This window comes from Promicromonospora sp. AC04 (genome assembly GCF_003058225.1).
Classification (GTDB): domain Bacteria; phylum Actinomycetota; class Actinomycetes; order Actinomycetales; family Cellulomonadaceae; genus Promicromonospora.
In genome coordinates this window covers 270085-291424 of record NZ_QBUG01000007.1, presented here as the reverse complement: position 1 = coordinate 291424, position 21340 = coordinate 270085, and the positions used below count along the sequence as shown (strand labels likewise).

Sequence of the window (21340 nt, the reverse complement as noted above, 5' to 3'; positions counted from 1 at the left end):
GCAGGACGAGCGAAACGCCCCGGTGCTGGTTGTGGCTTGCTGCTTTATGGCGTTGCCCGATCGATGCCGTCGCGGAAGGATCACCGCATGATGAACGGCCTGCCGTACCTCACTGCCGGTACGGGATCGCCCCTGGTGGTCCTGCTCTTCACTCCGCAAGCGGCCAACCCGACGGGCCTGGCCCGCTGGTCCACGATGCGGATGCTGCGACCGTTCACCGAGCACTTCACCGTGTACGTCGTCAACCGGCCACCCGGGCTGCCGCCGACCACGACGATGGCCGACCTCGCCGCTGTCTACGCGGCGGCGATCAAGACCACCTTCGAGGGCCCGGTGAACGTGCTGGCCATCTCCACCGGGGGGTCCATCGCCCTCCAGCTTGCCGCCGACCATCCCGACCTGGTCGGCCGCCTCGTCCTGGGCGGCACGGCCTGCGCTCTCGGCCCGGTCGGAAAACGAGCCCAGCGCGCCTACATCGAACGCGCACGCCAGGGCAGGCGGCCGAGCCCCGCGCTGGCCGACGTCGTCACGGAGTCGGCCATCGGCCGGAGACTGCTGCGCGGCCTGCTCTGGCTGTCGGACGGTGGCCACGAGGACCACACGGATGCCGTCACGGTGCTTCATGCCGAGGACGGCTTCGACCTGCGCGGACGGCTGCACGACATCAAGGCGCCCACGCTGCTGATCCAGGGCGACAACGACCTGGTGTACCCGGTGGAGCTGGCCAGGCAGACGGTCGAGGGCATTCCTGATGCCCGGCTTGTCGTCTACCCGGGCCGGAGTCACAGCGGCACGTTCAACGACAAGCGTTTCGCCGTCGACGCACTCGGCTTCCTGAAGTAGTCGTGCCTCGCCCGTTCACGATGCTGACGTGTCACTGCCGGGGCGGCGATCACCCGGTGGGCCCGCCGGTCGTCGTGGCCAGGACGTCCTCGACCCATCGCCGCTGGCGCCGGGTCTCCACCGCGCGAGGGTGGTAGTTCCTGCGGACCCAGGCGACGGCGTCGTCGGGCGCCACTCCGCTCATGACTGCGAGTACAGCCATCGCGGTGCCCGTCCGGCCGACCCCGCCGCCGCACGCGATCTCGACCCGCTCGGACTCCGCGCGTGCGTGGGTCTCCCGGAGCGCGGCCACTGCCTGGTCCGTCGAGTCAGGCAGGCGGAAGTCGCGCCATCGGACCCACTGGTACTCCCAGTCGGGTACCCGCGGGTCCCGGCCGAGCAGGTAGACCGCGAAGTCCGGAGCGGGGGCGTCCCGGCGCGGACGGCGCAGCCCGGTGCCGCGCACGCGCCGCCCGTCGGGGAGCTCGACGACCCCGTCGATCATGCTCCATCGGCTCATCTCCCCAGCGTAGCGAGCCGCGCGATCGGAGTAATTCCGCAGGTCAAGCAACCTCGCGCGGGGTCTCGCGCGTCTGGTTGGAGTGGCGCCGCACCGGTGGCGCGCTCGACCCGGACGGGAGCAACCCGATGCGTAAGAGAGCAAGTGCAGCAGCGGTCGCGATGGCGATCGCACTGGGCGGGGGGACGTGGGCGACCGCGGCCGTACCGCTCGATACACCGGCACCGCAGCACGAGCAGGAGGATTCGACCGCCACGGCGCCGGGTCGTCCCGCGACCGTCACGCTGCTGACGGGCGACGTCGTCACCGTGCAGCCCGCGGCCGACGGCCCGGCCACGGCGACGGTGCAGCCCGGCCCGGGCCGGGAGCACATGGCCTTCTTCCAGCAGCGTGAGGGGGACCATCTCTACGTCATCCCGCGCGACGTCGCGCAGCTGGTGCCCAGCCGCCTGGACCGCGCGCTGTTCGACGTGACCGGCCTGGTCGAGGCCGGGTACGACGACGCGTCGCGCGACTCGCTGCCCGTGATCGTCCAGACCGCCGCGGCCGCCGCCGCCGGCTCCCCGGACGACGGCAAGCGGGCTGCGGCGCCGACCGAGCAGAACTGGGCGGCGTCGGGCACCACGCCCGACCGGAACCTGGAGTCGGTGGGCGCGGTGGCCGACGTCCTGCCCAAGGGCCGGGCGGCGAAGCTGCTCGACGCCCTCGTGCCGGCGGAGGCGCCGGCCGAGACGGACGCCCCGACCAAGCGCGCCGCCGACCCCGACAGCGTCGGGTACGTCTGGCTGGACCAGCCGGTCCGGGCCTCAGATGCCGACTCGATGCCCCAGATCGGAGCGCCCGCGGCATGGGAGTCCGGGTTTACGGGCGAGGGCGTCACGGTCGCCGTGCTGGATTCGGGCATCGACGCGACGCACCCCGACCTCGACGAGGTAGTGGTGGGCGAGCGGGACTTCACCGGCAAGGGCAACGTGATCGACGGCGACGGCCACGGCACGCACGTCGCCTCGATCCTGGCCGGGTCGGGCGAGGCGTCCGACGGCGTGAACCAGGGCGTGGCCCCCGACGCCGACCTGCTGGTCGGCAAGGTGCTCGACGACGACGGCTACGGCGAGCTGTCCGGTGTCATCGAGGGCATGGAGTGGGCGGCCGCGGAGGGCGCCGACGTCGTGAACCTGTCGCTGGGCAGCCTGTACTTCGACGTCCCGTCCCCGGACGCCGTCGCGGTGGACGAGCTGACCGAGCACTACGGGACGCTGTTCGTCGTGGCCGCGGGCAACAGCGGCGAGCTCGGGTACGGCACCGTGGGCTCGCCCGGTATCGCGGCGAAGGCACTCACGGTGGGCGCCGTCGACGACGCCGACGACGTCACGTTCTACTCCAGCCGCGGCGGTGTCGAACCGGGACTGCTCAAGCCGGACGTCGTCGCGCCGGGCGACGGGATCGTGGCCGCGCGCGCCGCGGGCACGACGGCGGGCGACGTCGTCGACGACCTGCACGTGGCGCTGAGCGGCACCTCCATGGCCACCCCGCACGTGGCCGGCGCTGCCGCGGTGCTCAAGCAGGCCCGGCCCGACCTCGACGCGACGGCCCTCAAGGCCGCGCTGATGGGATCGGCCGAGCCGACCGGCGCGGACGTCTGGTCCGAGGGCGCAGGGCGGATCACCATCCCTGGCGCCATCGCGCAGCAGGTCACCGCTACGCCGTCGGTATCGTTCGGAACCTTCACGTGGCCGCACGACGGCGGATCGGTCACCCGCACCCTGACGTACACGAACGCGGGGTCCGACGACGTCACGCTCGCCCTGGCGAGCGACGTCACCGACTCGGAGGGCACCTCGGTGGCCTCCGCGATCACCCTGTCGGCGGACTCGGTCGTCGTGCCGGCGGGCGGTACCGCATCGGTCGACGTGACCGTGGACGACGGCCCGGGCGCGATCGGCGCCATCGGCGGGAACGTCGTCGCGACGGCGGCGGACGGCGACACCGTGCGCACGCCCGTCGGCTGGGCGAAGGAGCGCGAGTACGTGAACCTGACGGTGCGCGCCGTCGACCGGGACGGGGAACCCGTCACCGCGGACACCTGGGGCGCCGCGATCAAGCTGGACACCGAGAACGGCGGGGTCTTCGGCACGAACCTCTTCTTCAATGACGGCGTCGCCACGGCGCGTGTCATCCCCGGCATGTACAGCCCCGTGGCGTTCATCGAGACTCTCGGCGAGGACGGCGTCGCCACCGACGCCCTGTTGCTGTCCAGTGGCGAGGTCGACGCCACCGCCTCCGCTGAGGTGCTCCTGGACGGGACGACGGCGCAGGAGATCACCACCTCGACGCACCGTCCGGCGGAGCTGGCGTCCCTGGGCCTCTCGGTGGAGACCGAGGACTCGGCGGAGCTCGCCTCCGCGGGGGTGAACGTGATGTACGGGCCGGAGACGGACCTCGGTCTGACCCCGGTGCCGGCCGCGACCCACGGCGACTACGACACGATCGTCCAGGCGACGCTGCTGGCGCCGACCACGGGGGACGAGGTGGCGCCCTACCGCTACGACCTCGCCCACCACAGCGAGGGCGTCGAGGTGCCCGCGCTGCGGGGCGACCGTCGTACGACGGTCGCGGTCGAGACCTCCTACGGCGCGTCGGTCGGCGACACCCACCTCGCGCGGCGCCTGTACTGGGAGCCGGGCACCATCATCGCCGGCGGTGCCATCGAACCGGTCCCCGTCGGCACGCGGCGCACCGAGTACGTGACGGCGTTGCCGGGCAGGTGGTATCTCGGGTCCGAGATCCAGGAGGACGGCGTGGGCGTGGTGCTCACCGAGGCCGAGAGGCACGTCTGGAGCGAGCCGGGCCGCGCCGAGCAGGGGCTGGCTGCGGGCGCGCTGGCCCCGGGCATCTCGACGATCACGCCGGTCATGCAGTCGGGCGGCGCCCTCTGGCTCACCCCGACGAGCCGGATCGACGACGACGGGGGCGTGCTGTGGGGTTCGGACGTCGGCGAGCGGCTGCGCGTCTGGCAGGACGGCGAGCTGATCGAGGACGTACCGGAGCCCTTCTCGTTCCCCACTGTTCCGGAGGGCGGCGCGGACTACCGGATGCTCTACGAGAGCACGCCCGGCGAACCCGCCTACCGGCTCGCCACCAGCGTCACCAGTGAGTGGACGTTCCACACGCGGTCCGACGTCGGCGACGACGCCGTCCCGCCGCTGCTCGACACCACGTGGGACGTTCGCGGGCTCGACCCGTCGGGCTCCGCACCGGGGACGACCCGCGTGCGGGTCGAGACGGGCTACCAGGAGGGCGCGTACGACACCTCGACGGTCGAGGGCCTCCGCCTGTGGTGGTCGGCCGACGACGGCGCCACCTGGCACAAGGCAAAGGTCGCGAGGGCCGGTGACGGCGTGTACGACGCGACGGTCAAGGCGCCTGCCGGCGCCGAGCACGTCTCGCTGAGGGTCGAGGCGTGGGACGCGGCCGGCGCGTCGGTGAGCAAGACGGTCCTCCGGGCGTACGCCGTCGACTGATCGACCCGATGGTGGGCCCGTGGCCGGATCGGCTGCGGGCCCACCATCGTCCGGCCGGACGTGCGGAGTCTCTCGGCGTGATGAGCCGCGCACCGATGAGTACTGGGCTCTCCCGGAGTCGGACAGGCATGGAAACCGGAGGGAGAGGGTTATGAGCAGGGTCTTCACGCACATGACGATGTCGCTGGACGGGTTCATCGCCGACCCGGACGACGGCATCGAGGATCTTTTCGACTGGTATGCCGCCGGGGACGTGGCAGTGCCGAGTGCCAACAAGGACATCTCGCTCAATGTCGACGAGGCCAGCGCGGGCGTGCTGCGCGACCTGACGACGAACGTCGGCGCGCTCATCTCGGGTCGGCGCCTGTTCGACATCACGGACGGGTGGGGCGACAACCACCCGGTGGGCGCTCCCGTCGTCGTGGTCACCCATCAACCGCCCACGGACGCGGAGCGGTGGCCGCGGACGACGTTCGTCGGCGACGTCAGCACGGCGGTCGCGCGGGCCAGGGAGATCGCGGACGGCACGGACGTCACCATCGCGAGCGCGAACGTTGCCCAGCAGGCGCTGAAGCTCGGGCTGGTGGACGAGGTGTGCGTCAGCCTCGTGCCGGTGCTGCTCGGCGAGGGGATCCCGTACTTCGCGAACCTGGGCGCCCACCAGCTCCTGGAGGACCCGGAAGTGGTCCAGGGACGCCGCGCCCTGCACCTCAGGTACCCCGTCCGGCGCTGAGCCGACGGAGGGTGCGGGGCGGGGGTCACCCGTACATGGGTGTCATCAGGTCGAGGCGCTCGGCGTGGCCGGGCCGGCCGAGGTCCCGGTACGCGCGCGCCCACAACGGCTTGAGGTCGGCGAAGCAGCTGGTCTCCGCGTTGACGAAGACGTCCTTGAGCCCGAGCAGCGCAGACGCCGGGTACCCGGTATCGAGCAGGTGTTCAGCGGTGGCCAGCGCCGGTTCGAGCGACGACTCCCACGAGCTGAAGTAGACCACCGGCTCACGATCGTTGTACGCGTCCGCGGGGGCGAGCACGCCGACGCCGTCCGCGCCCGGCTCGTGCCGCCACCCCTCCGGCACGTCGAGGACGATGTCGAACTCGGAGTCCTGCTGGACGGCCGTACCGCTCCACCGTGACCCCGGAGAGGTCAGCTCCGGGTCAGGGTGCACGCCGAGCTCGGCGGCCAGCCGGTCGACAAGCCCCCGGTCCTTGGCACGCGAGTCGATGCGCCACTGGTTTTGGGCTAGCCACACGTCTCGGTCACGCCACGCCGGGGGCTCCGGGTCCGGGTCCTCGCGCCACCGTCGTAGGGCCCGCGACAGCATGAACTCCAGGCCGGCGCGGGTATCCGGTCCGATCTGTGTCACGCCGTGGTCGTGACCGCTGGCCAGGACGACCGGATGATCCAGCCGCCCGAGCTCGGGCGCGGGGACCAGCCAGCCGACGGAGCCGCCGTCGCCGAGGGAGCCGAACGGCACGAACTCCGGCGTGGCGAAGTGCGGTACCCGCAGCCGCCGATCCTGGTCGTCGACCTCCGGGTAGGCGTCCCAGCCGGCGAGCGGGCGGGGCGTCGCCTCCAGGTCGAACATGAAGTCGTAGTGGCTCTCCAGCAGCGTGTGGTCGAAGCTTTCGTTCTCCCGGTAGAAGTCGTACGCGGCCTGCCAGGCGACGTCGATCAGCGTGCGGAGCGCTGGCGGGGTGGGGAACGGGAAGAGGTCGTCAACCCATGGCGGCGGTGTCGATTCGGTCACGGCATCGGAGACTACTGACCGACACCGACAGCGACCGAGGCGCTCGTCGTGCTCGGACCAGACAAACGACCCCCGACCAGCGGAGATGCCGGTCGGGAGTCGCTCGCGGTCCTGCGTGGGATCAGAAGGTCCAGCGCTGCTCCGCGCCGCCCGAGCAGGTGCGGATCTCGAGCCGCTGGCCGTCGTGCAGGGGTGCGCCCCCGACCGCCGTCAGGCACTTGCCCGACTGCGGGTTCACGAGGGCCTGGTTGCCCGACTGGTACGTCCAGTTCTGTGCGCCCGTGCCGTTGCACTCCCAGAGCTGCACGACCCCGCCGTCGGCGGTGCTGCCGCCCGACACGTCCATGCACCTGCCGAGCGCGCTGAGCGTCGACCCGGACCGGGTCCAGGTCTGGGCGCCGTTGCCGCTGCAGTTCACGATCTGGAGCGGGTTGCCGTTGACCGAGTCGGCCCAGGGGATGTCGACGCACATGCCGTTTGACGCGTAGACCGCGCCCGTGCCGGCCGGGAGCGGGGATCCGCCGTCGCCCCCGCCGCCATCGCCCCCGGCGATGGGTGTCGCGGCGCCCTGGAACGGGTCGAGCTGGATGTAGGCGGCGGACGGGTTGCCGTCGTGCACCAGCGACTCCTGCGCGACGACGTCGTCGAATGCGAAGGCGTAGGCCTTGCCGTTCGCCATCTGCTCGTGGATGTACTTGGCGTAGTAGTTGGTCACCGAGTCCTGGTAGAACCCGGAGGTGCTCGTGCCCGGCTGGGTGGTGGTGGTCAGCAGGGTCGAGCGGTTGAAGCCGGCGCACAGCGTGCGGGCGATGGCGCCGATGTCGTTGTTCGGCGCCGCCAGGTCGTTGTAGCACCCGAAGATCGAGTCGCTCGACGGCTTGCGGAACTCGGTGACGTAGGCGCCGGACGCGTTGGTGAACCGCATGACGCCGTTCTGCACGCGGCCCGTGAACCGTGCGGCCGGGTCGTAGGAGTACGGCGCGACGGTGAGGTTCTCGTTCGTGTACTTGGCCCACACCCGGTCGACGTAGCCGGACAGCACGTTCGCGTCCAGCTGCCCGGTCCCGATCGCGTGCCCGGGGGACAGGACCCGCAGCAGCGAGCCGTCGGGTGCGCGCTGGGCCAGGTTGCTCCAGCCGGGCGTCCCGGCCAGGGCGTTGACGACGTTGGTGTAGCCGTCGGGCTTGAGCATCCCGGTGCTGATCACCGAGCCGTCCGCCTTCCGCAGCCCCGTCTGGTAGGGGGCGGAGAGGAAGTCGACCTGGGTGCTGTTGATCCACAGGCCCGCGTCGTTGAGCGTGAACTCGGTCCAGCTGAACAGCTTGTTGCGGTTCGGGTCGCTCGGGTTCTGCACTGCCGGCTGGACGAGCCGGCCGTCGTTGACGACCTTGAACGAGAGCTTGGTGCCGTAGGAGAAGTACACCCGGCCCGACATCTTGGGCAGCTGGATGGTCTTCGACTGGCCGTCCGTCGGGCCGGCGATCGAGGCGTCGGGTGCGTCCACCGGGGTCCCGCCCACGGTGGGCCAGGCGTGGAACGTCCCGGCCGCGTCGGACCAGCCCAGCTGGCCCGTGCCCGGATCACCGAGGACGTAGATGAAGACCTGGTCACCGCGGCCGGAGTCGTTGGTGATGGTCAGGGGGATGGTGGCGGGGACCGCGGTCGCGGTCGAGGGTTGCGCGACGACGAGCGCGGTCGCGGTGATGGCGAGTACGCCGAACGCTGCGATGACGTTCAGCAGCCTGCGGAGCCTGGGCCTTCGGGTACGTGACATGGGGAGATCTCCTCGTGAGCCGTGGAGTACGTCGCTGTACTTACTGGACTGTCAGCAGAACCGAGCAGATCGGATATTAGTGAGGAACCCTGCCAATGTCACTAGTCGGGCGCGAACTGTGAGCCGGTGGGGGATCCGGTCAGTCGAGGCCGGCGCTCGCTCCGAGCAGTAGTGCAGCGACCGCTTCCGGGGCCTCGTGCATGGCGTCGTGGCCGGTCGGGAGGTCGTGGACCCGCCACTCAGGATCGGCTTGGAGCCGGGTGCGGAGCTCGGCGAACGGCGTCCGGTCTTCCCATCCCGAGCAGTAGACGAACTCCCGTCGGGGCACCTGGGCGAACACGCCTGTGAGCCGGATCGTCTGCAGGAACGAGGCGAGGGGATGGGAGCGACGGCGGGGATCGCCGCCGTCCGGCGGTCGGACGGCGTAGCCGGTGGCCGCAGCGCCGGCGGCGAACACTCCCCGAAAGTGCTCGTTCGTCGACGACCAGCACGACTCGCCATCGCGCGGTACGTAGGCGTCGAGATGCACCAGACGCGAGATCCGTCCATCAGCACGGTCGGCGGCGGCGGCGATCACCATCCCGGCGTAGCTGTGGCCGACCAGCGTCGCGCTGGTGATGCGAGCGCGATCGAGCAGCCGCAATACGTCGTCGGCGTGCGTGTCGAGGTTGGCGGTCGCAACCGTCGCGGCGTCGTCGTCCGCCCGCAGACCGGTCAGGGTCAGGGCGTGAACGGTGTGACCGGCACGCTCCAGCAACGGGACCACCGCTTCGAACGACCAGGAGCCCTTCCAGGCGCCGGGCACAAGGATGAATGTCGTCATGGTCTTTCTCCATCTCCGAGATGAACTCCGTATAGAGGCAGTCTCGCCAGATGGAGGCATGGCTTGCTACCGATAGAATGCCAACTGATGCCTGTTCGCCGCCAACCTCGCCGAGCCGCCGGTGTGACGTCGCATGTGTGGCCGTCCGGCGGGCGCCACCTCTGGCCGTCCGGCGGGACGAGTGCGGTCCAGTCGCACGCACAGGGGCACCTGGTGTACGCGGCCGGCGGCGTCCTGACCGTTCATACCGATGGCGGCACGTCGATCGTCCCCGCCAACCGGGTCGCCTGGACCCCCGCCGAGTTCACGCACTACCACCGCGCCCACGGCGACACCGATATGCGGATCGTCTTTCTCGCGCCGTCCCTCGCCCGGCTCGTGCCGGACCACCCGGCCGTGTTCCTGGCCTCCGACCTCGCCCGTGAGGTCCTGCTCGCGCTGACCGGCCCTCGTAACTACGACGACGCCGCGCCTGGCTACAGCCGCTCCGCGCGTTCTCGTCTCCTTCGCGTCCTCGTCGATGAGCTCCGCGAAGCAGACGAACAGCCGCTTCAGCTTCCAGAGCCACGGGACGACCGGCTGCAAGCCATTGCCCGGATGCTGCACGAGGACCCGGCGGACAACGTCACGCTGGCCGAGCTCGGGAAGACGATCGGCGCCAGCAGCCGCACCCTCAGCCGGCTGTTCCACGACGAGCTCGGCATGACCTTCTACGAGTGGCGCACGCAGCTACGCATCTACCGCGCGCTCGTGCTCCTCGCCGAGGGCCACGACACCACCAAGACCGCTTACGCCTGCGGATGGGCCAACCCCAGCAGCTTCATCGCGGCGTTCACGAACATCATCGGGACGACCCCGGGCCGCTACCGAACCAGTCGCCGGACCACCAGCTCCCAGAACCAGCGCCTCGGCGCTCAACGGCGAGGTTGACCACAGCGGTTCCTGCCAGACGGACCCGAATCCTGGTAGGAGCTGCTGTGGTCAGCTCCGGGGGTGACCCGGGTCGATGGCTGAACGTGTGAAAGGCCCCCCGCTCAGCGTTTCCGCTGGTCGGAGGACCCTTCTGCACGGTGGGCGATACTGGGATCGAACCAGTGACCTCTTCGGTGTGAACGAAGCGCGCTACCCCTGCGCCAATCGCCCGTGCTGCCTGCCCCGTAGGACGTGCGTGGACGATATTAGCCTGGTTCGAGCGCGGATGCGAAATCCGAATCGCCGGGTCGGGCAGGAGCCGGGTCAGGGATCCAGCCGCTCGCGCATGAACCGCTCGAACACGTCGCGCGCGGCACTGGACAGCTCGCCGATCTCCAGGTCGACGCCGTCGAGCCACACCGTCGGCTGCACGTTCCGCACCGACCCGGTCAGCAGCATCCGGGCCTCACCCGAGGCCACCCGGTCGAGCACCGAGAACGGCAGCTCGCCGTCCTTGGCCTCGCGCACGGGCAGCCCCTCCTCGGCACCCCACTCGAGCAGCAGCTCGCGCGTGATCCCGGCGAGGCAGCCGGAGCTGAGCGGCGGAGTGACGAGCTCCCCGTCGATCTCGAGGAACACGTTCGAGCCGGTGCCCTCGCACAGGTCGCCCTGCGTGTTCGCGAACACGGACTCGTCGGCGCCCTTCCTGATCGCGTCCGCGAGGGACACCACGTTCTCGGCGTAGGACGTCGTCTTCAGCCCGGCGACCGCGCTGTTCTCGTTGCGTGTCCAGGGGGAGCGGGCGGCGCGCCCGGTGGGCACGATGACGGCTTCGGTGGCCGCGACGATCACCGTCTGCGGCCCGTCCGAGCGCCCGGAGGCGAGCGGCCCGACGCCGTCGGTCACCGTGATCCGCAGACGCCCGGCGTCGGGCGTGGCGGCGAGGACGGCGTCCACGCCGTCGCGCACCTTCCGCAGGTCCGGGGCCGCCATGCCCATGCCGGACGCCGAACGCTCGAGCCGCGCGAGGTGGCGCGTCAGGGCGAACGCATGCCCGTTCAGGACGGCGCACGTCTCGAAGACGCCGTCGCCGACAGTGATGCCGTGGTCCACCGCGCTGAGCGCGGCCTCGCCGGGCGCGACCATGCGCCCCTCTGTCCAGATGACCGTCATGGCGCCCAGTCTGTCACCGGCGCAGGGTCACGTGCGTGACCTCCGGCGTGTGCCGCACGGAGGTGGAGGCGAACTCGATGGGCGGCACGCCGTCGAACACGCGGGTGCCCGAGCCGAGCGTGAACGGCACGACGTGCAGCCGCAGCTCGTCGACGTGCCCGGCGGCGAGGTACTCGTTGAGCGTCGTGGCCCCGCCGGCGATGGAGATGTCGCCGTCCCCGGCGGCCTCCCGCGCCTGCTTCAGGGCGCTCTCGATGCCGTCCGTGACGAAGTGGAACGTGGTGCCGCCCTCCATCGGGATCGGGTCTCGCGCGTGGTGGGTGAGCACGAAGACGGGCCCGTGGTACGGCGGGTTGTCGCCCCACCAGCCCTTCCAGTCCAGGTCCCACGGCCCGCGGCCGGGGGAGAACATGTTGCGCCCCATGATGTACGCGCCGGCGCCGACGATGGCGTCCACCTCGGCCTTGTGCGCGTCCCCGTACTCGAACATCCAGGTGTGCAGGCGTTCGCCCGCCAGCGGCCCGAACGGGTGCTCGAGCGTCTGGTCGTGCCCGGCGGAGTAGCCGTCGAGCGAGACTGCCATGTCTGCTTTCACGATTCCCATGCCTGCTCCGACGGTGGCGGCCCCGAGAACTCATCGGTAGGCGGCCCACTCACGGGATAACGTTGTCCCGTGCTCCCCGAATGCGCCGAGTCATTCCGCCCGCTCAGTGAGACGGTCGCTTGACACCGAGGCAGGGATGGCTAACCTGAGAACGTTTTCCCGCGCCGACAACGGCGCGGCTCAGAGTTGAGTACATCTCAAAGAGGAGAGTCATGATCAGATCACGCGCCCACTGGGCGACCGCCGGGCTCGCCGTCACGGCACTGGCCGGCCTGAGCGCCTGCTCGGCCGGTGCCGCCCCAGGTGGCTCGACCGACGCCGAGGCCACCGGCCCGGTGACCATCGAGGTCTGGGGCTGGAACGCCGAGACCGGCGAGCAGGTCGCCGAGGCTTTCAACGAGGCACAGGACGACGTCACGGTGAAGTACGTGCTGCAGGCCAGCAACACCGCCACGCAGACGAACTTCCAGAACGCCATGGAGGCCGGCTCGGGAGTGCCGTGCCTGGTGCAGGGGTTCGCGCCGCTGACGACGATGGTCGTCAACGGCTGGGCCCAGGACATCACCGAGCAGGTGGAGCCCTCGGCGGACCTGTACAACGCCGGCGCCCTCGCCGCCGCCCAGGTCGACGGCAAGTACTACGGCCTGCCGAGCGGGTCCGACGGCCAGTTCTACATCGTGAATCAGAAGACCTTCGACAAGTACGACGTCGAGGTCCCCACGACCTGGGACGAGTTCGTCGACGTTGGCCGCGAGCTCAAGAAGCACGACGTCGACGTGACCAACCTGGCCGGCGAGGACCCGAGCGGCCTGATGAACCTGGCCCAGCAGGCGGGCGCCGAGTGGTTCGCGATCGACGGCGACCAGTGGGTCGTCAACTTCACCGACGAGGGCACGCTCGCGGCGGCCGACGTGTTCCAGCAGCTCATCGACGAGGACCTGGTCTCGAACCAGACCTACATGGACAAGCCGGCCCTGTACAAGTACTTCGACTCGGGCAAGATGGCGTCCACGACCACGCAGTGGTGGTCGCTCACCGGGTACCAGACCGGCTTCCCCGACTCGTCGGGCGACTGGGCGGCTTACCCGATCCCGCAGTTCTCGGACGCGGCGGAGCCCGTGACCCCGGGACGCACGCTCCCCTCGTTCGTGCCGGAGGGTTGCGAGAACCCTGAGGCGGCGGTGGCCTTCTCCGACTGGCTCACCACGCCCGAGGCCATCGAGGCCGGGCGCAACGAGGAGACCGGCGCGGTCGGGTTCCCCGTCCAGATCCCGGACCCGTCCGCCTACGTCGAAGAGGTGGTCCCCAAGGACTTCTTCGTCGACGACAAGGCCGCGGGCGAGGAGATCGTCGCCGCCCAGGAGCGCGTGATCGGCAAGTTCGAGCTCGGCCCGGACTACGACGCCTGGTTCCCGGAGCTGCAGGACCAGTGGGGCAAGGCCGTCGCCGGCGAGATCACCCTCGAGGAAGCTCTGACGGCGGTGCAGGAGTTTGTCGCCGCGGACCTGGAGAGCAAGGGCATCTCCTACACAGTCGCCGAGTGAACCGCTGATCCACGAGGGGAGGACGCCGATGTCCGTCAACACACACGACAACCATGCCGGTCTGCGCGAGCCGGTCCCTGGCTCGCCGCACGACCGCCGTCCCGGAGGCGGCGCCTCCCCTCGCGGTCATACTCCACGCGGTCATACCCCTCGCGGGCGCATCCCGCGCTGGAACTGGCGCACCGCCCAGAGCGTCAAGGGTGCCTCGTTCACGTTCCCGTTCCTGGCCGGCTTCGCACTGTTCGTGCTCGTGCCGGTCGGGATGGCACTGCGCGAGAGCGTCTACACCACGAAGTCCACGGGCGGCCTGGGCTTCGGCGGCCAGACCGTCTCGTTCGCCGGGCTGGACAACTTCGCGGCAGGCCTCGTCGACGGCCCCTTCTGGGCCGGGATGCTCAGGGTGTTCCTGTACGCGCTGGTCGTGGTCCCGCTGACCCAGGTGCTGAGCCTGGCCCTCGCGCTCCTGCTCGACGCCGCACGCCGCCGCACCGCCGCGCGGTTCCGGATCGCGCTGCTGCTGCCCTACATGGTGCCCGGCATCGTGGCGACGATGGTCTGGATCTACCAGTACAGCCCGACGGTCGGGCCGCTGACCCCGTTCTTCGAGATGTTCGGGCTCGACGTGAACTTCTTCTCGAGCTCGATGGTCTGGGTGTCGATGGGCAACCTCGCGGTCTGGGGTGCGGTCGGTTTCACGATGCTGATCCTTTACGGGGCGCTCCAGTCCGTGCCCCACGAGGTCTTCGAGGCGGCGCGGCTCGACGGCGCGTCCGAGCTGCGGATCGCGTGGTCCATCAAGGTCCCGTTCGTGCGCGGTTCGCTGGTGCTGACCTCGCTGCTGTCGATCATCGGCACGCTGCAGCTGTTCGACCAGCCCCTGCTGTTCCGGGCGGTCACCCCTGAGACCATCACGCGGGACTTCACCCCGGCGATGATGATCTACGACCAGGCGTTCAAGGTGGGCAACCTGAACTACGCCACCGCCCTGTCGGTCATCCTCGCCCTCGTCGTCGGCGTCGCGTCCGCGATCATCTACCGCTTCACGAACAGGGAAGAGTCATGAGCGACACGACACTCGTGCCCGACGCCGCGGTCGAGGAGGCCGCGCGCAAGCCGGTACGCCGCCGCCGTCGACGGATCGACGACGGGTCCTCCGTGGCGGAAGCCCGCGGCTCCTCCCGCTGGGTGGTCCTGGGCGTGCTCGTCGCGCTGACGCTGTACGCCGTCGGGCCGCTGTGGTGGCTGGTGGTGGCCGCGACCAAGAACCAGCGGGAGCTGTACACCACCAGCGGGCTCTGGTTCGGCGAGCTCAACCTGTGGGAGAACCTGAGCACCCTGTTCACCTACCAGGACGGGATCTTCAGCCGCTGGCTGTGGAACACCGTCGTGTACTCCGGGGTCGGCTCGCTCGGCCTGACCCTGGTGTCCCTCGCCGCCGGCTACGGCCTCGCCAAGTACCGCTACCGCGGGAAGGGCCTGACGATGGGCCTGATCATCGCCTCGTTCCTGATCCCGGGCTCGCTGATGATCGTGCCGTCCTTCATCCTCTTCGTGCGCCTCGGCCTGTACGACACGATCTGGGCGATGATCCTGCCCGGCATGTTCGGGTCGTTCTCCGTCTACCTGGCGAAGGTCTACGCCGAGGGAGCGGTGCCGTCGGAGCTCATGGAGGCCGCCCGCATCGACGGCGCGGGGGAGTACCGGATCTTCTTCTCGATGGGCCTGCGGCTGCTGTCCACGGCGGGCGCGACGATCTTCCTGCTGCACTTCGTGGCGTCGTGGAACACGTTCATGTGGCCGCTGGTCTTCCTCAAGGGCGTCGAGAAGTGGCCGGTGATGCTCGGCATGTACTCCTGGCTGCAGCGCGGCACCGACAGCACGGTGGACCTCACCAGCCTGGTCCTGACGGGCTCGCTCGTCTCGACCATCCCGATGGTGATCCTCATGATCGCGATGCAGCGCTACTGGCGCTCGGGCGTGACGCTCGGGAGCCTCAAGTAGTGGCCGGATCAGCCCTTCGGCGGTGCGGTCGACTCCCGCACGACCAGCTGCGGCGCCTTGACCGACGACGCCGCGTCCGCCTCGCCGCCGATCACCTGGGACAGGAGCTCGAAGGCGCGGGCGCCGAGGTCCTCGAAGTCCTGGTCCACGGTGGTCAGGGACGGGCGCCACAGTGCGACGAGCGGCTGGTCGTCGAAGCCGACCACGGAGATGTCCGCGGGGACGTCGATGCCGCGGTCGGACAGGGCGCGCATGAGGCCGAGAGCTATCTCGTCGTTGGCACAGAAGACCGCGGTGACGTCGCTCATGCCGGCGATCCGCTCGCCCCAGCGGTAGCCGGCGCTCGCGTCCCAGTCCGCCCGCATGACCTGCGGGACCGGGGCGCCGGCCGCGGCGAGGGCCGCGCGCCAGCCGTCGGTACGGCCCGAGTGCTTGCCCTCGGTGGGGCCGGCGATGTGGTGGACCGTCCGGTGGCCGAGGTTGAGCAGGTACTCCGTCGCCTGGCGGCCCGCCGCGCGCTCGTCGATCAGGGCCGCCGGGACCTGGCCGGTGCGCCGCGAGCCGCCGCCGGCGACGACGACGGGCAGCCCTTCGGGCAGCGCCTTGACGGCGTTGATGCCCGCGCGGTCGAACTCGAGGACGATCACGCCCGCCGTCGGCTGCGCGAGCGTGAGGTCGATGGCGGCCCGGACGTGCTCGTCGTCGCCGGACTCGACGACAGTGATCGTCACCGACATGCCCGCGCGGCGGGCGGCGGTCTCGACGCCCTGGAGCGTGCGCGCGTAGCCGTAGTTGGCGGTGGCCCCGGCCAGCACCGACACGAGGGTGCGCCGGCCGGAGCGCATCGAGCGGGCGGCGCCGTTGGGGCGGTACCCGAGCGTCTGCACCGCCTCGTTCACGCGCTGCGCCAGCTCCGGCGCCACGTACTTCGAGCCGTTGAGGACCCGGGAGACGGTGGGCACGGAAACCTCCGCCGCCCTGGCGACATCGGCGAGGACGGGGGCTCGGTACGGCTTCGGACTGGCCATGAGGACGAGCATACGGCAGTTGATAACGTTTTCCCCGATTTAGGAGGCAGTGTGTCCACCCATCCGCGGGCCCCGCGTGGCGTCATCGCGCCAGGACGGCTCTTCGTCGACGACCAGGGCGCCGTCGCCCAGCTCCACGGCGTCGGCATCCAGAAGTTCGGCGACCGGTTCTACGCCTGGGGCGAGGACAAGACCGCCGCTGGGCTCTTCGGGGGAGTGGCCTGCTACTCGTCACCCGACCTGGCGACCTGGACCGCGCACGGGCATGCCCTCCCGGTCTCGCCGGACGTCCCCGACCTCGCCCCCGGGCGGGTGGTCGAGCGGCCCAAGGTGCTGCGCAACCCGGCCGGGACGTACGTGATGTTCCTGCACATCGAGTCAGCGGACTACGCCTACGCCCGCGTGGGCTGGGCCGTGGCCGACCGGCCCGAGGGCCCGTACACGTACCTGCGCAGCGAGCGCCCCCTGGGCAACATCAGCCGGGACATCGGCGTCTTCGCGGACGACGACGGCACCGGGTACCTGCTGTCGGAGGACCGCGAGCACGGCCTGCACGTCTACCGGCTGTCCGCCGACTACCTGGCGGTCGAGGAGATCGTCTCGACCACGCTCACGCCGCCCAGCGATCATCCGGCGGGCCCGCACGGGTACGAGTCGCCGGCGCTGGTGAAGGTGGACGGCCTCTACTACCTGTTCGGGTCGGACCTGACGGGCTGGTCCACGAACGACAACAAGGTGGCGACCGCTGCGTCGCTCGCCGGGCCGTGGAGCGACTGGGCGGACATCGCGCCGCCGGGGTCGGCCACGTACGACTCGCAGATCTCGACGATCGTGACCGTGCAGGGCACGCAGACCACGAGCCACGTCTACGTCGGCGACCGGTGGGACAGGGACGACCTGTTCCATTCCGTGCCGGTCTGGCTCCCGGTGCGGATCGCCGACGGCGCGGCGCAGCTGGAGTGGCGGGACACCTGGACGGTCGACGGCGTCACCGGGGTGACCGCATGAGCGTCACCCTCCCGGGCCTGGCGGACGACTCCGAGAGCAGCGTCGAGTGGGGCAACGACGTCCTGCGGCTCCTGATCGCCCACGGCCCGCGCACGCCCCCGCGCCTCGTGGCGCTGTGGCACACCGCCGAGGACGGGCCGGACCAGCTCGGCCTGCGCCGGTCCGCGCTGCCCGTCCTCGAGGTCGCGCTCGCCGGCGACGGCCGGGTCGGCACCTCGGGCAAGCGGCACGTCGACGGCGCGGCCGCGCAGCGGATGCGGCTCGTCGACCTGGAGGAGGAGCAGGCCGGCCCGGTCCGCCGTCTGCGGCTGCGCCTGGCCGACGGCGACTCGGGGCTGCGCGCGGTGGTCCACCTCGAGCTGGCGGACGGGACCCCCGTGCTGCGGTCCTGGGCAGAGCTGACCACCGACCGCGCGGTAACGGTGGACTACGCCACGACCGGGGTCGTGTCCGGCCTGGGCCACGGCGCGCGGTGGGAGGACGAGCTCGCCGTATGGGAGGCGGCGAACCCCTGGAGCGGCGAGTTCCGCTGGCGGCGCTCGACCCTGGCGGAGCGGGGCCTCTACGACGTGGGCATGACCCGGTTCAACCAGGTCGGGTCGAAGAACCGCGTGAGCCTCACCTCGACCGGTGCGTGGTCGACGTCGGAGCACCTCCCGCTCGGCATCGTCGAGGACTCGCGGACCGGCCGCATGCTGGCCTGGCAGATCGAGTCGAGCTCCGCGTGGCACGCGGAGCTGGGGGACCGGTACGGGGACGTCTACCTCGCCGTCCTCGGCCCGACGTCGCACGAGCACCAGTGGGCCGCGACGCTTGCGCCGGGCGACACCTTCGCCACGGTCCCGGTCTCGCTCGCGGTGGTGCCGGGCTCGGACGACACCAGCACGGCCCTCGGTTCGGTCGGGGCGGCGCTGACCACCCACCGCCGTCGTACCCGGCGCCCGCACCCGGACCACACCGGGCTCCCCGTGGTCTACAACGACTTCCTCAACGCGCTCATGTCCGACCCGACCACCGAACGCGAGCTGCCGCTGATCGAGGCGGCCGCGGACCTCGGCGCCGAGTACTACGTGATCGACGCCGGCTGGTACGACGACGAGTCCGGCGGCTGGTGGGACTCCGTCGGCGCCTGGGAGCCGTCCACCAACCGGTTCCCCGACGGCGGGCTCGACGCCGTCATCGGCCGCATCCGCGAGCTCGGCATGAAGCCGGGGCTCTGGCTCGAGCCCGAGGTCGTCGGGGTCCGCAGCCCGGTCGCGAACGAGCTGCCCGCCGAAGCCTTCTTCCAGCGCGACGGCCGGCGGGTCGCCGAATGGGGCCGCTACCAGCTCGACCTGCGCCACCCGGCGGCCCGCGCCCACCTCGACGAGGTGGTGGACCGCCTCGTCGGCCAGTTCGGGCTCGAGTACCTCAAGCTCGACTACAACGTCGACATCGGCCCCGGGACCGACGGCGGCTCGGGTGAGCCGTTCGGAGCCGGGCTCCTCGGGCACGGCCGCGCATTCCTCGCCTGGGTGACGGACGTGATGGGCCGGCACCCCGGCCTCGTGGTCGAGGGCTGCGCCGCGGGCGGGTCGCGCACGGACGCGGCGAGCGGGTCCGTGTTCCCGGTCCAGTCGCTCACGGACCAGCAGGACTTCCGGCTCGTCCCACCGGTGGCCGCGGCGGCGCCGCTCGCCATCACCCCGGAGCAGGCGGGCGTCTGGGCCTCGGTCGAGGGGTCGATGAGCCAGGAGGAGCTGGCGTTCTCCCTCGTCACAGCCATGCTGGCGCGCATCCACCTCGCGGGCCGGATCGACACGCTCGACACCGGGCAGCGTGCGGTCGTCCGGGAGGCGCTCGCGGTGTACCGGGCCCTGCGGCCCGCGATCGCCCGATCGGTGCCGGTCTGGCCGCTCGGCCTGCCCGGCTGGCGCGATCCCTGGGTCGTCCTGGGCGCGCGCGACGGCTCCGACCTCTACCTCGCGGTAAGCCGTCGCGGCATCGAGCCCGGCGGCGCCGACGTCGTCCGGCTGCCGCTGCCGGGGCTGCGCGCCGTCGGCGAGGCCGAGGTGCTCTACCCGGCCTGGCACGACGACTCGATCGCCCTGGCCGACGACGGCCGCTCGCTCGAGATCAAGCTCCCCGCCCCGATGACGGCGCGCCTCCTGCGCGTCTCCGTCGCCCCACGCTGAGGAGGACCTGTGCGTGTTGTGAACCCCGTCGTGCGCGGATTCGCGCCCGACCCCTCGGTGATCCGGGTGGGGGAGTGGTACTACCTCGCCACCAGCTCGTTCGAGTGGTTCCCCACGATCCCGCTGTTCCGGTCCCGGAACCTCGCCGACTGGGAGCAGGCCGGCGCGGTCGACAGCGCCGTCCCCGGCCGGTCGCTGCTCGGGGTGCCCGACTCGGCCGGGATCTGGGCGCCGGCGCTGAGCCACTCGGACGGGCTGTTCTGGGTCGTGTACTCGATAGTCCGCTCGCTCGGTCGCCGGTACTTCGACCTGGAGACGTACGTGGCCACGGCGCCGGACGTCTCGGGGCCCTGGTCGGAGCCGGCCCGGGTGCCGGGCCACGGCTTCGACCCGTCGCTGCTGCACCACGAGGGGCGGCACTACCTGCTCAACCTGCAGAACGACTCGCGGGTCGGCGGACGGCGGTTCGACGGCATAGTGCTCACCGAGCTCGAGGTGCCGCCGGCGGGCGGGCCCGAGGGCGGCTCCCGGGACGGCGGCCTGCCGGACGTCGGCCGGGTGCGCGCCGTCGGCCCCACCCACCTGCTGCTCCAGCGCGACGAGCTCGTCGAGGGACCCAAGATCACGGTCAAGGACGGCTGGTTCTACCTCCTGCTCGCCCAGGGCGGCACGGGGGTGGAGCACGGGGTGCTGGTCGCCCGCTCCCGCTCGCTGACGGGGCCCTACGAGGTGGACGACGTCCCGCTGCTCACGTCGCGGGACGACCCGGCGGTCCCGCTGCAGAAGGCCGGCCACGGCGAGCTGGTCCAGGCGCCGTCGGGCGAGTGGTACCTGACCCACCTGGCGTCCCGGCCGGTGCCCACGCCCGACGGGCCCCGCAACCCCCTGGGCCGGGAGACCGCGGTCCAGGAGATCGTCTGGGTGGACGGCTGGCCGCGGCTCGCGCAGGGCGGCTGGCACCCCCAGACCTTCGTGACGGTGCCCGACGTCGCGGCTCCGCCGCCGGCCGTCCTGGGGGACTGCCCGGCCGGGCTCGACGTGGCGCCGGCGTGGCCCTGGTCGACCCTGCGCGAGCCGGCGGGAGACTGGATCGACACGACCGCTCGGCCGGGCTGGGTCCGCCTGCGCGGGCGGATGGGTCCGGAGTCGCTGTGGCAGCAGTCGCTACTGGCGCAGCGGCTCACCGAGCACCGGGCCGAGATCGAGGTGACCGTCGAGGCGCGCCCGACGACGCACACCGAGTCCGCGGGCCTCGTGCTCTGGTACGACACCGCCTCGTACTACCGGCTCCACGTCACCTGGGCCGAGCCCGCCGGGCAGCCCCAGGCGGGCCAGCAGTGGCGCGGGTCGGGGCGTCGTGTGCTCGTCCTGGAGCACGGGCATCCCGACGGCGCCCGGGTGCTGGCGACCGCGGACCTCGCCGACGGGCCGGTCCGCCTGCGGGCACAGATCGACGGCGCCACGGCCCGGCTGTCGTCAGTGAGCGGCGAGGGGCAGTGGGCCCAGGTCGGGCCGGACGTGGACTTCAGCGAGCTGTCCGACGACTTCGGTGGGCGCCTGCGGTTCACCGGCGCCTTCGTGGGGATCAGCGCCGTAGACCTCGTCGACGGCGCCTTCACCGCCGACTTCTCCGGCTGGGCCCTGCGGGTCTCCCCAGGCCAGGAGTGGCCCGCGATCGGCTAGCCCAC

General features: G+C 71.4%; 17 protein-coding genes and 1 tRNA gene. 10 read left to right on the top strand and 8 right to left on the bottom strand.

From position 1 onward, the window contains the following. Positions 1–87 precede the first annotated feature (87 nt). On the top strand, positions 88–843 hold the full coding sequence (locus tag C8K30_RS19595; RefSeq protein WP_158281065.1) for an alpha/beta fold hydrolase: 756 nt from the start codon (positions 88–90) through the stop codon (positions 841–843). Positions 844–892: 49 nt separating this feature from the next. Here the strand turns inward: C8K30_RS19595 and C8K30_RS19590 are convergent, their stop codons facing one another. Further along, positions 893–1342 (bottom strand): protein-tyrosine phosphatase family protein, encoded by a 450-nt coding sequence (locus C8K30_RS19590; RefSeq protein WP_108494581.1) that lies wholly within the window; start codon positions 1340–1342, stop codon positions 893–895. A gap of 161 nt (positions 1343–1503) precedes the next feature. Between C8K30_RS19590 and C8K30_RS19585 the strand changes: the two genes are divergently transcribed. Then, the gene (locus tag C8K30_RS19585; RefSeq protein ID WP_158281064.1) at positions 1504–4863 is read left to right on the top strand and encodes a S8 family serine peptidase; all 3360 of its coding nucleotides are present in this window, start codon (positions 1504–1506) and stop codon (positions 4861–4863) included. 151 nt (positions 4864–5014) lie between these two features. Beyond that, positions 5015–5596, top strand: coding sequence for a dihydrofolate reductase family protein (locus C8K30_RS19580; protein ID WP_108494579.1), 582 nt, complete (start codon positions 5015–5017; stop codon positions 5594–5596). 25 nt (positions 5597–5621) lie between these two features. Here C8K30_RS19580 and C8K30_RS19575 read toward each other — a convergent pair whose 3' ends face one another. The 3 genes from C8K30_RS19575 to C8K30_RS19565 form a co-directional block, all read right to left on the bottom strand. Then, positions 5622–6611, bottom strand: a complete 990-nt coding sequence (locus C8K30_RS19575) for a hypothetical protein (RefSeq protein WP_108494578.1) — start codon at positions 6609–6611, stop codon at positions 5622–5624. A 121-nt stretch (positions 6612–6732) separates the two neighbouring features. Beyond that, positions 6733–8385: a beta-1,3-glucanase family protein gene (locus C8K30_RS19570; protein ID WP_108494577.1), complete on the bottom strand. Its 1653-nt coding sequence runs from the start codon at positions 8383–8385 to the stop codon at positions 6733–6735. Positions 8386–8524: 139 nt separating this feature from the next. Beyond that, a complete protein-coding gene (locus C8K30_RS19565) occupies positions 8525–9208 on the bottom strand; it encodes an alpha/beta fold hydrolase (protein ID WP_108494576.1) in 684 nt (227 codons plus the stop codon). Positions 9209–9331: 123 nt separating this feature from the next. Here C8K30_RS19565 and C8K30_RS19560 point away from each other — a divergent pair, with 123 nt between their 5' ends. Continuing rightward, on the top strand, positions 9332–10138 hold the full coding sequence (locus C8K30_RS19560) for a helix-turn-helix domain-containing protein (RefSeq protein ID WP_199230581.1): 807 nt from the start codon (positions 9332–9334) through the stop codon (positions 10136–10138). A 141-nt stretch (positions 10139–10279) separates the two neighbouring features. On the opposite strand, the gene C8K30_RS19555 is transcribed toward C8K30_RS19560, so the two are convergent. From C8K30_RS19555 to C8K30_RS19545, 3 genes are all read right to left on the bottom strand, one after another. After that, a tRNA-Val gene (locus C8K30_RS19555) sits at positions 10280–10351 on the bottom strand. Between the two features lie 93 nt (positions 10352–10444). Then, positions 10445–11293, bottom strand: coding sequence for an aminotransferase class IV (locus C8K30_RS19550; RefSeq protein ID WP_108494574.1), 849 nt, complete (start codon positions 11291–11293; stop codon positions 10445–10447). A 13-nt stretch (positions 11294–11306) separates the two neighbouring features. Next, a complete protein-coding gene (locus C8K30_RS19545) occupies positions 11307–11897 on the bottom strand; it encodes a dihydrofolate reductase family protein (protein ID WP_108494573.1) in 591 nt (196 codons plus the stop codon). A 212-nt stretch (positions 11898–12109) separates the two neighbouring features. Here C8K30_RS19545 and C8K30_RS19540 point away from each other — a divergent pair, with 212 nt between their 5' ends. The 3 genes from C8K30_RS19540 to C8K30_RS19530 are packed head-to-tail and all read left to right on the top strand — an operon-like array spanning position 12110 to position 15442. Beyond that, positions 12110–13441: an ABC transporter substrate-binding protein gene (locus C8K30_RS19540; RefSeq protein WP_108494572.1), complete on the top strand. Its 1332-nt coding sequence runs from the start codon at positions 12110–12112 to the stop codon at positions 13439–13441. Between the two features lie 28 nt (positions 13442–13469). Beyond that, positions 13470–14504 (top strand): carbohydrate ABC transporter permease, encoded by a 1035-nt coding sequence (locus C8K30_RS19535; RefSeq protein WP_108494571.1) that lies wholly within the window; start codon positions 13470–13472, stop codon positions 14502–14504. After that, positions 14501–15442, top strand: coding sequence for a carbohydrate ABC transporter permease (locus tag C8K30_RS19530; RefSeq protein ID WP_108494570.1), 942 nt, complete (start codon positions 14501–14503; stop codon positions 15440–15442). Before C8K30_RS19535 ends, C8K30_RS19530 begins: the two co-directional genes overlap by 4 nt. A gap of 8 nt (positions 15443–15450) precedes the next feature. Here the strand turns inward: C8K30_RS19530 and C8K30_RS19525 are convergent, their stop codons facing one another. After that, positions 15451–16470 (bottom strand): LacI family DNA-binding transcriptional regulator, encoded by a 1020-nt coding sequence (locus C8K30_RS19525; protein WP_233257288.1) that lies wholly within the window; start codon positions 16468–16470, stop codon positions 15451–15453. A 51-nt stretch (positions 16471–16521) separates the two neighbouring features. On the opposite strand from C8K30_RS19525, the gene C8K30_RS19520 reads away from it, so the two are divergent. The 3 genes from C8K30_RS19520 to C8K30_RS19510 are packed head-to-tail and all read left to right on the top strand — an operon-like array spanning position 16522 to position 21335. Next, entirely contained in the window at positions 16522–17478 is a 957-nt protein-coding gene (locus C8K30_RS19520; RefSeq protein WP_233257287.1) for a family 43 glycosylhydrolase, read from the top strand. Beyond that, positions 17475–19652, top strand: a complete 2178-nt coding sequence (locus C8K30_RS19515; protein WP_108494568.1) for a glycoside hydrolase family 36 protein — start codon at positions 17475–17477, stop codon at positions 19650–19652. The genes C8K30_RS19520 and C8K30_RS19515 overlap by 4 nt, the downstream gene beginning before the upstream one ends. A 9-nt stretch (positions 19653–19661) precedes the next feature. Beyond that, positions 19662–21335, top strand: coding sequence for a family 43 glycosylhydrolase (locus C8K30_RS19510; protein WP_108494567.1), 1674 nt, complete (start codon positions 19662–19664; stop codon positions 21333–21335). The last annotated feature ends 5 nt before the right edge of the window (positions 21336–21340 follow it).

Excerpts from the sequence above, each read along its gene's own strand:
- C8K30_RS19570 (WP_108494577.1), bottom strand. The coding sequence starts at position 8,385 with ATGTCACGTACCCGAAGGCCCAGGCTCCGCAGGCTGCTGAACGTCATC.
- C8K30_RS19565 (WP_108494576.1), bottom strand. The coding sequence starts at position 9,208 with ATGACGACATTCATCCTTGTGCCCGGCGCCTGGAAGGGCTCCTGGTCG.
- C8K30_RS19530 (WP_108494570.1), top strand. The coding sequence starts at position 14,501 with ATGAGCGACACGACACTCGTGCCCGACGCCGCGGTCGAGGAGGCCGCG.
- C8K30_RS19545 (WP_108494573.1), bottom strand. The coding sequence starts at position 11,897 with ATGGGAATCGTGAAAGCAGACATGGCAGTCTCGCTCGACGGCTACTCC.
- C8K30_RS19540 (WP_108494572.1), top strand. The coding sequence starts at position 12,110 with ATGATCAGATCACGCGCCCACTGGGCGACCGCCGGGCTCGCCGTCACG.
- C8K30_RS19590 (WP_108494581.1), bottom strand. The coding sequence starts at position 1,342 with ATGAGCCGATGGAGCATGATCGACGGGGTCGTCGAGCTCCCCGACGGG.
- C8K30_RS19525 (WP_233257288.1), bottom strand. The coding sequence starts at position 16,470 with ATGGCCAGTCCGAAGCCGTACCGAGCCCCCGTCCTCGCCGATGTCGCC.
- C8K30_RS19580 (WP_108494579.1), top strand. The coding sequence starts at position 5,015 with ATGAGCAGGGTCTTCACGCACATGACGATGTCGCTGGACGGGTTCATC.
- C8K30_RS19585 (WP_158281064.1), top strand. The coding sequence starts at position 1,504 with ATGGCGATCGCACTGGGCGGGGGGACGTGGGCGACCGCGGCCGTACCG.
- C8K30_RS19515 (WP_108494568.1), top strand. The coding sequence starts at position 17,475 with ATGAGCGTCACCCTCCCGGGCCTGGCGGACGACTCCGAGAGCAGCGTC.
- C8K30_RS19595 (WP_158281065.1), top strand. The coding sequence starts at position 88 with ATGATGAACGGCCTGCCGTACCTCACTGCCGGTACGGGATCGCCCCTG.
- C8K30_RS19535 (WP_108494571.1), top strand. The coding sequence starts at position 13,470 with ATGTCCGTCAACACACACGACAACCATGCCGGTCTGCGCGAGCCGGTC.
- C8K30_RS19550 (WP_108494574.1), bottom strand. The coding sequence starts at position 11,293 with ATGACGGTCATCTGGACAGAGGGGCGCATGGTCGCGCCCGGCGAGGCC.